This is a genomic window from Paenibacillus sp. AK121, from assembly GCF_019042715.1.
GTDB classification, from domain to species: domain Bacteria; phylum Bacillota; class Bacilli; order Paenibacillales; family Paenibacillaceae; genus Paenibacillus; species Paenibacillus polymyxa_C.
The window spans coordinates 6,508-19,959 of sequence record NZ_JAHPJM010000022.1; the positions used below are offsets into that span (position 1 = coordinate 6,508).

Genomic DNA, 13,452 nt, shown 5'->3' on the forward strand with positions numbered 1-13,452 from the left:
TGTAGAAACTTCTCATTTACGTGTGAATATATTGAAGATTTCGTTGGCAGCCTCATCAACAGACATGGCATCGTTCATCATTTCATCCAAGAGTCTGCCACACAATTGATCATCAAAATCTACATTGCTTTCATTTTGCGGCAGTAATGCATGGGCTTTTAATTGATCCTTGCTTTCAGAAGTCCAGTAATGCTCTTTTGCAAATGGATAGGTTGGCAAGCTGATACGGCGAGGTACCTTGCCAGTATAAAGTTTGTTCCAATCCAAATTTAGCCCTTTGGCCCACAGCTCCAGAAGCTTTGTATATTTCCTTTTGGAAATCCAATGTTCAATCAGTTGCTGCAGGTCTTCGTCCCCCGTAAAAATGGACAACGCTTCTTTGTTGCGCTTCACCTGGCCTCTATACAGGTTGAGCATGTGGTGGCGTCCGGCCACAAATTCCTTTAATTTCTCCTCAAGATCTTTGACTGAATCCACAAGCATGGCTAGACGCTCCTCCATCGGTTCGCGTCCCACCTGGAGCGTATAGGCAATATCCAATATGCTAGCAGAGGATAACTGACCCTGAAGAGCCTCAAGCAATTGTCGTCCTTTTTCCTTAAGCTGCTCCTCACTCTTGGCTGATAGCACGATCATGGCAGGTCCCTGAGAAGCAGATTCTATTCCTGATGGCTCCTGGACCTCGGGAATATACTCTTCAATCACGATATGAGCGTTGGCCCCTCCTGCACCGAAAGACGATATTCCAGCCCGTCTCGGATACTCTTCAGTGATTCCATCCGTTGTAATTACCGGTCTCTTCCATTCTTCTAGGCTCTGCTGAACGACAAAAGGAGTATTGGTGAAATGAATTTCAGGATTCAACTTCCTAGAATGTAAGGATGGTACTAACTGGCGATGCTTAAGCTGCAGCAATATTTTAGTTACCCCTGCAATGCCTGCTGCGCTCTCGGTGTGACCAATATTGGATTTGACCGACCCTATGGCGCAGAACTGCTTGTCTTGTGTGAATTTCTCAAAAGCCCTGGTCAATCCTGCAATTTCAATAGGATCTCCCAAAGCCGTGCCGGTTCCATGGGCTTCAATATAACTGATGGTTCTTGCATCAACATTCGAACGCCGGAGTGCCGCCTCGATCAGTTGAGATTGAGCTTGAGGGCTAGGCACTGTATAACCACTGGTTTTACCTGAAGCATTGAGCATGCTCCCTTTGATGACACCATAAATATGATCACCGTCTGCAATGGCCTTCTCCAGCGGCTTTAACACGATAGCGCCGACGCCCTCCCCATCAACGAATCCATCCGCTTGGTCTCCAAACGACTTACATTCTCCACTTTTGGAAAGCATCGTCATTGCTGACAGCTTGATATAGTGGATTGGGTCTACGATCAAATTGACCCCTCCGACAATAGCGCACTCGCTGATACCGCTATACAGACTTTCCAAAGCTAGATGGATCGCCGTCAATGAGGAAGAACAAGCGGTATCGATAGTCATACTTGGACCTTGGAAATCCAAATGATAGGATATCCGATTGGAAATAGAATTGTATTGAGGTCCCAAACCGTAATTCCCATTCATTACGCCCGCAAATACGCCCACTTTTCGACTCTCACAAAGATTGGCAGGGGTATATCCGGCATCCTCAATACTTGCATATGCGGCTTCCAGAAAGAGCCGTTCTTGCGGGTCCATAGTTTCAGCTTCTGCAGGAGAAATCTTGAAAAATAGCGGATCAAATAAATCAATTCCATCGATAAAGCCGCCTGATTTCGTATAAATGGTGCCTCGTTTTCCTTTTTCTTCGTCAAAGTAGGTCTTCCAATCCCAACGGTCTTTCGGAATTTCAGTGATGCAGTTTTTGCCCTCTTTTAGGTTGTTCCAATATTCCTCTACATTACGAGCTCCTGGATAGCGCCCTGACAAGCCCACAATCGCAACATCTCTGATATTAGAGGAGTGCTCCTTCGGCTTCTCACCTTTGCTGACAGACGGCTTAAGGAAGCGTCCTTCCCGTACAAAGCTCATTGGGGCCATATCGATTACCTGTGGGGCAGGTACCTCTTCCACTCTGGAAGTTTCTTCGCTCATCTCTGTCTCCTTCATACCTACCAGCTTCTTCAACGAATCCCTTTGCGTTTGAAGCAGGTACGCTACCAGATCATCTATGGTGTTGTACTCAAAAAACAGGGTGCTGGCAAAATCCTCGATGACCTCACGCAAAACATTGGTGATTTGCACAACCAATATCGAGTCGATCCCGTACTCTTCCAGGGCAACCGTAGAGTCGATGCTTCCCGGTTCCATTTTTAGTGTTTCGCCAAGTAAATTTTTAAAGTAGGCCGTACTTTTGCTGCGCAGCACATTTTCAGATTCTGCCTGTACTGCCTCTCTTTTGGGCTGAGCTGATTGTTTCATTGATCCTGCTTCAACAGTCCTATCCTCTATCAATATGGTTTTCTGCTTTGGCTGTCGCTTTTGCCGAACCAAGCCATCGCTTTGGGCTGCAACGATCTGCTGGCCCCAATCATGCGCCTCCTGCGCTGGGAAGAACGCTGTGTGAAAGCCTTCTTTGGCCAATACGCTTTTCCATACGTGAGGATACAGCCCAGGGCAGCCGGGAATACGCAATTCCGAATCCTCATAAGCCCACCAGCCATCCAGCAATCCGAAGGTAAGATGGGTAAACACACTGCTGCCCATGAGTTCATTTAACAGAAGCAGGCCGTTGCTTTTCAAAACCGCTTTCGCATTACGCAATGCCTGGCGAATATCTTTTCCCGTATGAAGTACATTGGCAGCAATGACAATATCATATTTACCCGCATCAATACCTTGTCCAGCAATAGGTTCTTCCACATTAAATATTCGATAACTGAGATACGGATTGTCTGGCCCATACTCTTTTTCTGCGTGCATCAAAAAGGCCTTCGAAATATCGGTATAACAATATTCCTGAATGTGTTTGCAATATGGCCGTAATTTGAGAAATACGGTGCTACTGGTTCCTCCAGTGCCTGCTCCAATTTCAAGAATTCTGATTTCTGCAGCGGAGTTGTTCATAATTCTCTGCTGAACATAGGCGGCAATCGTATCGGAAAGAACTTCATTAAAATAGTCGGCGACCAGACTGTTTTTATAAATTCCTTCCACCAGCTCCATAGAGGAATTGGGGAACATGATTTCCGTGGCAGGACATTTGCCGGTAATAATTTCAGGTAAAGCTCGCAGCGTTGTTTCAGCCAAATGTACCCTTGCTCGCATCTGCGGATATTTCAGCCATGTATGCTTGTGCTCTTCCCATTCCTGCCAGACATCCTCTCTATAAGTCGAGCTGGAATCATTTCCACCTGTAAGGGCATCATTCATCCGTGCCAAAATCTTTACGCTCTCTCCTAGCCATTTGCCATACAGCTCAGACAGCCCATGCTTATGTCTAAACTCGTCGACAGACTGACGATCTGTCCCTGACAGCCCCATAGACAAAAGTTGCCCCTGCATTAGTTTGCACAATAGGTGTTCCAATTCCCTTTCCTGCAGGCTGCCAGCATCCTCTGCCGCATAGTCCTCGGCAAACTGGACTTTTGATTTGATCATAGCAGCAATACTTTCTTGTATATCCCGAAGATCGGAATCCGTGTTGTGCGGGTACAGGTCAATGGCTTCCGCCGGATTAGTCCCTTCCAAATCTAGATGTTTTGTTGTTTTCATCAGCCCTACTTGATTCAGCGGGGAAGCAAGCAACGTCTCAAGTGCTTCCATCCCCTCTTGAGGCTCAATAAGTCCAACACCGATCTGCGCTAGTCTTGAGTAATTTTCCACCTCTTGCTGCCTGTCTTGGGAAGCATTGTTCTCGTCGTTCCCCCAGTATCCCCAGTTCATGACTTTCACCGGACAACGCCATTCCTGTGAGAGCCGCCGCGCAAACGCATCCTTAAAGGTACATCCGGCAGCATAGCTGCTTTGTCCCGGGTTTTTTACATAGGCAATAATGGAAGAGAAAAACAACACGAAATCCAGCGGTTCATTTTGGAAGACCTGAGCCATGCGTACACTGACATCGACCTTTGCTGAAAGCCCGGACCGGAGCCCTTCCTCCGTCAAGTCTTCCAATCCCTTCTCCAAAAAGGCAATGGCAGAGTGGACTACGCCGTTGATCTTGGAGTAACGCTGCTTTATCTCCTCATATGCTCCCTGCAGCGACCTTTCATCTGCTGCATCTGCCGTAATATAGCATGGAACAGGCCCGTGGCCTTTAAATTCGTCCAATTTAGCCTGGATGGATGCATCCTTTGGCCTTCTGCCTATCCACACCATCTGGGCCTGATAGGTCGAAGCCATATACTTGCTCCATGCCACTCCGATGTTGCCTGCACCACCGATAACCACATAGACGCCTCCGGTTTTGTACAGCGTCTGTCCGTTTGAGCCTGGAGTCTGTTTAAACGGAATCAGCTGCTGGCGATACCACTGCCCGCCTCTGAAAACCCACATCCGTCCCTGACGGTCTGAAGGAAGCGTAAATAGTTCGGATAACGGCCAGTCATAGTCGGATTGCAGGTCTATAATACGAACCTTCCAGTTCGGATATTCTTTGGCCATCGTGCCTACCAACCCATGGAAACTTGCGTGGGCCGGGTGGACTGTATCATCCTGATCGATCGACTGAGCCTGGGTGGTTATAGTTGTCCAGCCTAGTTTTTTCGTTCCATACCCCAGCAGGAGCAGCGCCTTGACCATTCTAAAGAAGAGCAAGACTCCTGGCTCCTGTTCCTCAATTAAGGATTCAGCAGTGACAGATTCGACAGAAATAGTAGGTGCAATCCACAAAATATGGTCAACTGCTCCATATTCTTCGACCTTTGAGGCAACCGTTTCTATGGAATCCTGCGCCTGTAGCTCCAAAAAATGCGCCTTCGGATAGTATTCCCGGATAGCCTGTCTATCTTTGTCTGTACCACCTGCAATGACCATCCGGTCTATCGACGATGGGAAAGCTGTATCTTTTTTAAGCGCAACCGGGTCCCATTTGGGGATGAGCATAACGGCTCCTACAAGCGGATCGGCGGCATGATCTCCTGCGACTACACCTTGTGCATGCTCAGTGCGGATATCTCCGTCCAGCGCCCGGGTGGATAGTCCCGTTATTCTGACACAAACGTTCCCTTCCTCATCACATAAGTCGATATTGAGCTTCTGTACCTTGTCCTCTTTCTTACTGCCCTCGCTGTATTGAATCAACGACCACATATTCTGGGTGCATCCCCCATGGATTTCGACCTCTTGAAGAGCGAATGGCATAGAAGGGGTATTTAGTACCGTGCTGTCCGGCAGCCCTCCATCTTGCCCCATGATTAATCCGATCGATGCATGCAAGGCCGCATCCATTAAGCTAGGGTGAAGAACAAAGCTGTCAGCCGAATCAGAGAGCATGGAGGGCAGTGCCAGCTTGACCAGTACCTTGCCCGGACGTGTGTACACTTTCTCCACACATTTGAAGGATGGGCCGTAATCCATCCCGATTTTTTGGAAGATATCGTAGCAGCGCGCCCCCTCAAATCCGTGTGGATCAAATTCTGCCTGTAATGCTTCAAGGTTAAGCACTAGCTTTTGTTCCACGTTAAACTGCACCGCATTTCCCTGGCTGTGCACGGTATGTCCGATATTGCTTCCTTCTTGCTCACTATACATTTCAAAGCTGATTTTTCCGGCGTCTTCCAAGAATAGTCCGGTGTGTACTGAGAATGGCCGATCTTCCACCACAATTGGCCGAATCCAGTTTACATTTTTCAACCGGATTCCTGTTGCGCAGTTGTCCTCATCTCCTATAGAGCGTTCCACAGCCGCCCGCACCATCTCAAGATAAGCGACACCTGGTAGAACCCGTTGGCCTTTTACCGTATGATCCCTGAGGAAAAACTCCTCGCCTGTAAACGTTGAGCTGAACCGCTGCTTCAAGAAGTTTGAAGTGTTGTGATGCAGTAAAGGTGACAAAAATGTAGACTGACCGAGAGCGGCTGTCATGCCATCGATCTTTACCTGGTTTACGGGCACCCAATAGCTTTCTCTGGCAAAAGGATAGGTTGGCAAACTAATCCTGCGAGGCTTCACTTCCCCATAAAGCCTGTTCCAGTCCAACAGCAATCCCGTCACCCAAAGCTCGGCGAGTTTTCCATATTTACCTTTGCTCACCCATGCACCCACCATTTTAGCCATATCCTCATCGATTTCCTGAGTGACCAATACTCCTTTGTTGCGCTTTACCTGTCCTCTATACAGCTCTTCTATACCTTCCTTTTTAAGCAGGAAGCTTTCCAATTTCCAATCCAGCTCTTGGATGGAGGTGGCAATGATCGCAAGCCGTTCTTCCATCGCTTCTCGTCCGATCTGCAACGTGTAGGCGATATCTGCGAGACCTATACGCGGGTCATTCAGCTCTCTGATGGCAGATAGCAATCTTTGGCCTTGCTCGTTCAGTCTTTCCTTGTTCTTGGCCGATAGCACAATCATGGCAGGATTAAGCGACGCAGGAGCAGCTTGCAGCTGAGCAGTCTCTGCTGGAATGTATTCTTCGATTACCACATGCGCGTTAGATCCACCTGCCCCGAAGGCCGAAACTCCTGCCAGCCTTGGGTATTCCCTGATTTCTCCATCGATGGATACGACAGGTCTTTTCCATTCCTCTAATTCCTGCTGAACTTTAAAAGGGCTATCACTAAAATCGATATTGGGATTTAACTTGCTTGAATGCAGCGAAGGCACCAATTGTTTATTTTTCAACTGCAACAGCACCTTTGTCACCGCGGCAATACCAGCTGCGCTCTCACAATGTCCGATATTAGACTTGGCAGACCCGATTGAACAGAACTGCTTGTCTCTGGTATATTCCCGGAACACCTTTTGTAAGCCCGCAATTTCAATCGGATCACCCAGAGGAGTTCCTGTCCCATGCGCCTCTATATAGCTAATGGTTCTAGGGTTGATTCCCGCCTCCTGAATGGCCTGCCCAATCACGCTAGCCTGTGCGTTGGGGTTGGGTACGGTATATCCATTGGTCTTACCTCCGTGATTCACTGCAGTACCTTTTATGACGCCATATACCCGGTCTCCATCTGCTATAGCTTTGGCCAGCGGCTTGAGCAGCAAAGCCCCGACTCCTTCTCCTGGCACATATCCGTCACCCTGTCCGAAGCTTTCACACCGCCCATTGCTTGATGCAAAGCTTCCCTGTCCGAGTAGTAGATATTTGTTGGGATGGACAGAAACGTTAACTCCCCCTGCAACCGCCAGTTCACATTCTCCATGCTGCAACCCGTGACAAGCCATATGGATTGCTGTCAGTGACGAAGAGCACATGGTATCCACAGCGATACTTGGTCCATGAAAATTACAAAAATACGATACACGGTTGGCAACCGCCGAAGCATTCCCGAGAAGCCCGAGCATATTCCCTTTGGCTTGTTCCTGGGCTCCATAAAGCTGATATTCGTGATACATCACTCCGACATAAACGCCAACATTGCCTTCCATGCCGCCAAGTCCCCGGTCTGCACAAAGAGTTTCTCGCGTATAGCCCGCATCCTCCATGGTTTCATATACGCATTCTAGGAATAGGCGCTCCTGAGGGTCCATCGTTTCCGCTTCTCTTGGCGAAATGTTGAAAAACAACGGGTCAAACCAGTCCACTCCGTCGATAAACCCTCCCCACTTGCTGTAGGTTTTCCCGGGCTTACCTTTAGTTTCATTAAAGTACAGGCTGTGGTCCCAACGCTCCTTGGGAATCTCAGTGATGGAATCCTTCCCATCCCTTAGATTTTTCCAGAACTCGTCGATACCTGCTGCTCCCGGATATCTTCCCGATACCCCGATAATGGCAATGTCCAAGCCCTTCTTTTCCTGACGGGGCTGCGTACCTGTCGGGAGAGGCCATGTACGTTTGCGACCCGCAGCTAACGAAACCAAAGGCTCTATTGCTGCTTTTGCAGGTTCGTTCGCTACTTTGTGAGGAGCCATATTCTTCTCCTGCGCTTTTAAAACGTCTACCAGCCGGCCGCGATGCGATTCCAAGAAATAGCCAGTTAATGAGCGGAGATTATGGTATTCAAAAAATAATGTCTTCGGCAGTGAGCCAAACGTTTTTTCCAATTCATTCGTGAGCTGCATGACCAATATGGAATCAATCCCATACCTGTCCATAGGCGCGTTTACATTTATACTTTTAGCTGGCAGCTTGATTACAGCCGAAAGCAATGTTTTCAAATAGTCTTCAGCTTTTCCTCTTAGCCATTCCTCGCCGATAACCGCGGCTTCCCCGTCTTCCAATCCGGAACGGTCTGAAATTTCTGTTCCTGAAGGCTGTCCGAGCAGGGCCGCCTTAATCGTTTGAGGATACCCTTCGATAACCATGACCTGGCTTTTACCGGAAGATAAGCCTTGATACAAAGCCTTTATTCCATTCTCTGTTTCCATGGCAATCATGCCCAGACCTTGCATCGTCTTTTCCGTTTCCCCATCGACATGCATGCCCCCGTCTTTCCACAACGGCCAGTTGATCGACAGCGTGTGCCCATGGCGCTGCTTGCCTGCCACCAAGGCATTTCGATAAGAAGCATAAGCATCCATAAAACCATTGGCAGCAGAGTAATCAATCTGTCCTACATTACCAAGACTTCCGGCGCCGGAAGAAAACAGGATAAAGAAATCGAGAGGCAGGGCTCTGCTGGCCTGATCCAGATGGATCAACCCTGAGACTTTGGGAGTCAGCACTTCTCTAACTTCTTCTATCGTCTTTTTGATGATGAAGTTGTCCCGTATCACTCCTGCTGTGTGCAAAATACCGTTAAGACCGCCAAATTGCTCGACGATGCCATTAATTAACTCGGTGACCGCTTCCTTTTGACCCACGTCCACCTGTCTGTACTCTATATGACCTTCCCGCGCTTCCAATTCACTTAACAAGGACTGTTTATCCGCTGACAGAGGTGATCGTCCTGCCAGTACGACGGTGGAGTTTTTCACATTGCACACGATGTCTCTGGCAAAAATCAGTCCCAGACCGCCTAGACCGCCAGTGATGAGATAGGTCCCTCCATCTTTCCATGGCCGGACTGGATCTTCACACAAGGTTTCAATTTCTTGCCACTTTAAAGCCTGTCTCTTGTCGCCATGATATCGTATCCGTTCGCTGTACTGGCTGTATCGGTTCTCTTGTAATTTTGCAATAATCCCCTCAGGGCCATCTTTGGCATCAAGCTCTAGCAGTTGACCCATGATACTCGGGTTTTCTTTTTGGGCGGTTTGCAGCATGGCAAAGAACCCGGAATAGACCTGTTGATCATTTCGGGCAGGGACTGCAATTTGCAGCAAAGTTTTTGGTTTGTGTATGTCCAGCATCATAGTTTGCAATTCTTCAAATATCTGAATAGTGTAGTCTTCAAACCGCGCATCCAAGTCAGTACTTGAGGACTGTAAAACAATGCAGCGAGTACCGTCCATGCGAGCTGCAATATCCTCCCCGGCGATACCTTCAAATTCGCACAGGATCACAATGTGCCGTATATCGTCGAACGCGTTCTCTCCTGCGGGGACTGCCTTCTCCTCCCAGACCGGCTCCAGCATGAGTGTGCCCACATGCTCAACGAAGTCTGCTTGCCCTACTCCTTCTTCCAGCTCTCTGGATGAGAGCCCTTTGAGCTGCACACAAATCTTTCCGGTCTCGTCACAGAGATCGATATGTACCATGCTCAATCCATTTAGTGTCTCCTCATTCGCTTGTCTGGAAATCCGGGCCCACATCACAGAAGTGCATTTTTCGAATATTTTCAGTTCGTGCAAGGCAAAGGGTACTGAGAGCTTGCCCTCAGGCACATGTTCTTCCCGATCCATCACCAAGCCGATTGTGGCCTGCAAGGCTGAATCCATCAAAGCCGGATGCAATACAAATTCACTTTGGGTATGAGATACATTGGATGGAAGGGACAGCTTTGCCAGCACGTAATCCTTTCCCTGAAAGATGGTCTCTATTCCCCGATGTCCCGGGCCATAGTCTATTCCCATGGTTCTGAAAGCTTCATAGCATTGGCTTGAAGATAGTGAACTGCGAATACATTCTGCCTGTAAGACATTCAGGTCCAGATACTGCGACTCACCGCTTCTCTCCAACACAGCTATCCCCTGGCTGTGTATAATACCTTCGGCGTCTTCTCCCACTCTGCTATATATTTCAAACGCAATCGCTCCATCTTCCTGAGGATATAGGCTGGTGTGCACCCTGACTGGTTTGTTAGCTACAACGATGGGCTGAGCCCATACTACATTTTTCAGCTGTATATGAGTCTCACCCTCCATAACATCCCCCGCTGCTTCTTCTACGGCCGCTCGCACCATTTCAAGGTAAGCCACCCCGGGTAATGTCGGTTGGCCTAGGATTCGGTGATCCGCTAGGAAAAATTCCCGGCCTGTAAAGGTGGAGTCGTAGCGCTGCCCAGAGAGATCGGAAGTATTTTGATGCAGCAAAGGGTGGATTTGGGCGGCCATAGCCGGGTTTATATTCTCCTGCCCCATGTCTGTCTCAGACAACCAATAGCGTTCCCTCTCGAAAGGATAGGTCGGTAGACTGATTCGCTGAGGCCTAATTTCTCCATAAAGTGCATCCCATTCAATACTTGCGCCATTGGCCCATAATTTGGCCACCTTATCAAGTCTTCTATTCTGAAGCCAGGTCCGAACGAGGGTCCCGGTGTCTTCGTCAGAATCAAAAAGTTCAATTCCGTCTCTAGCATCGTCTACCTGTCCGGTTAACACCTTATCCGATGAGTTTCCATTCACAAAATGCTCCAGCTCATCGATCAGATTTCCTCTTGAATCTGTCAAAAACGCGAGGCGCCAGTTCATGGCATCTCTGCCCACTTGAAGGGTATAAGTCAGGTCCGACAAATTAGCATTTTCGTGCAATTTAACAAAGTCCATCATGTCAGCTGCATAGGCTTTCAAGGCTTGTTCGCTTTTGGCAGACAGTACAAATAGCACTGGGTTGTCTTGATCGACTGGGTCCAGCTTCATCTCAGAGGCTACAGGCACATATTCTTCAATAACCATATGTGCGTTAGTGCCGCTAAACCCAAAAGCACTTACGCTTGCACGCCGGGGTGTCCCCGGTTTGGACTCCCACTTTTGTAGCCCGGTGTTAATGTAAAACGGGCTTTCCTCCAAAGAAATATGTTCATTTAAGGCTTCAAAATTGATCGTTGGCGGCAATTGCTGGTGTTTCATAGCCAGGAGTACTTTCATTACCCCGGCCACTCCGGCCGCAGTCAGCATATGTCCCATATTGCTTTTCAGCGATCCCAGCGCGCAATAGCCCTTTTTGCTCGTATAGGATCGGAAAGATTCGGTAAGTCCTTCCACTTCGATAGGATCGCCCAGCTTGGTGCCTGTCCCATGGGCCTCTACCAGAGAGATGGTTTCAGGATTAATATTAAACCGTTGGTAAACCTCTCTTTCGAGCGAAATCTGTGAATTTACACTTGGAGCGGTGATGCCGTTGGTTTTCCCATCCTGATTCATTCCCCAGCCTCGGATAACCCCATGGATGGAGTCCTTGTCCCTGATTGCATCAGAGAGCCGTTTTAATAAAACAACGCCAACCCCTTCTCCGGGGACAAAACCGTTTGCACGGGCATCAAAAGTAAAGCATCGTCCATCCTTGGACAACATTCCTGCTTTGCTGGTCATAACATGCATCCCCGGTCCTGCCATAATCATTACTCCGCCCGCCAAAGCAAGATCGCTTGTTTCTAAAACAAGGCTGTTGCAAGCTTCAGCAATAGCTACCAGAGAGGAAGAGCATGCGGTATCAATCGCCAGAGAAGGGCCCTTCAAATTCAGTAAATACGAAATCCGGGCCGATAAAATGGAAGGCGCTCCTCCCATAAGAACCTGCGCGTTCAACCCCTGTCCGCTCATGGACCTTCCATAATCACTAGCTGCACAACCTACAAAAACACCGCAACGGCTCCCCGACAGTGAGGCAGGATTTAAACCTGCATCTTCAATGCATTTCCAGCTACTTTCCAGAAATAGACGCTGTTGAGGGTCCATCATCTCTGCTTCCGCAGGAGATATATTAAAGAACAACGGGTCAAATCGATCTATATCCTCTAGCACACCCATCCACTTGCTATAGGTTTTCCCCTCAACCTTGGGATCAGTATCATAATAATCATCAATGGACCAGCGTGTTGAAGGAATTTCCGATATACAATCCCTGCCTTGAGCCAGGTTATCCCAGAATTCAGTCAATGTTTTGGATTTGGGGAACTGCCCCGCCATGCCAATAATTGCGATCGAATCCTTCTCCTGACCATGCGGTATACGGGACACGTTTTTTTTCAGATCAGCCTGCTTGAGCGGTTTGTGCGTATCATCGCTATTCGACTGCTGTCCGTAGGCCGTTTGAATCCGTTCCTTGACCTCTTGCTGATTCACAAACGTTTTGTCCTGCATTTTTATTTCTTTTTCAATCGTCGCCGCCAGCTTTTCTCTTATCGGCTGAGCCATATGGTTTTTCAGCTCAATCAATGATTCTCTTGGCGATTCGGACAATTTTCTTGCCAGCTGCATAGCGTACGGTACCACTTCGTTTCTCGGCAGAACAGGAAAAGGAGTCCCTTTGGACTCCAGTTCTGAACCGCTATATCTAGTACCTGTGAATAAAATTTCCTGCGCCATGCTAACTCCGAATTTTTCAGGAAAAATGAGAGTTGAGCCCGCACCAGGAGTGAAGCCGTATTTCATAAAATTAGTGGTGTAGATGCTTTCTCTACTCATCACGATAAAATCGCAAAACATCCCCATGCACCAGCCTGCACCAATCCCATGTCCCTGCATAGCGGCAATGACCGGTAGCTTGCAATCCAGTGCAATCTTGTAAACATTGGTATCGCTATATTTCGCCTTTCCCTCATGAATTGCCAGCAGTCCCTCCTGTGTACCTCCTGTGGCAAAGTAGGTGTCGTACCCCGTCAGAATCACAACTTTATAATTTTCGTTAGCCTGCACCGTTTCGAACGCCTGATTCAGGCCTATAATCAGTTCATTGGAAAATGTATTTTTGTGCACTGTATCCTTCATTGTTAACAGGACAATGCCATGCTCAAATTCCTGCAGTTGAACCACAGGCGGCACTTCCGTTTCGCCATTGCTCTCCTTTTCCGGTCCGTGAAAACTGTCCAATGGCTGTAGCGAAAGAGACAATTCCTCTAATGATGATTCCTCTGATCGAGCTGCCAATGATTCTTCCAAAGATTCATCCGAGAGCCCGCTCATAAATTGGAGCAATTGTTTTTCGGCATCTTCAGAATTTATTTCCCCTGTTTGTACCGCACGAAAAATATCTTTTGGATCCATAAAAATGCCCTCCTAGCTGTATGAAATAGGACTAATATCGTG

The 13,452-nt window shown here is 48.1% G+C and carries 1 protein-coding gene; it reads right to left on the bottom strand.

Features of this window, described 5'->3' with window-relative positions; all coding sequences use genetic code 11:
* Window positions 1–12 precede the first annotated feature (12 nt).
* Window positions 13–13,410: an SDR family NAD(P)-dependent oxidoreductase gene (locus KSP24_RS24060; protein ID WP_216976993.1), complete on the bottom strand. Its 13,398-nt coding sequence runs from the start codon at window positions 13,408–13,410 to the stop codon at window positions 13–15.
* Between the last annotated feature and the right edge of the window lie 42 nt (window positions 13,411–13,452).

What these genes read in the sequence shown, in the direction of transcription:
- KSP24_RS24060 (WP_216976993.1), bottom strand. Translation starts at nt 13,410, where the DNA reads ATGGATCCAAAAGATATTTTTCGTGCGGTACAAACAGGGGAAATAAAT.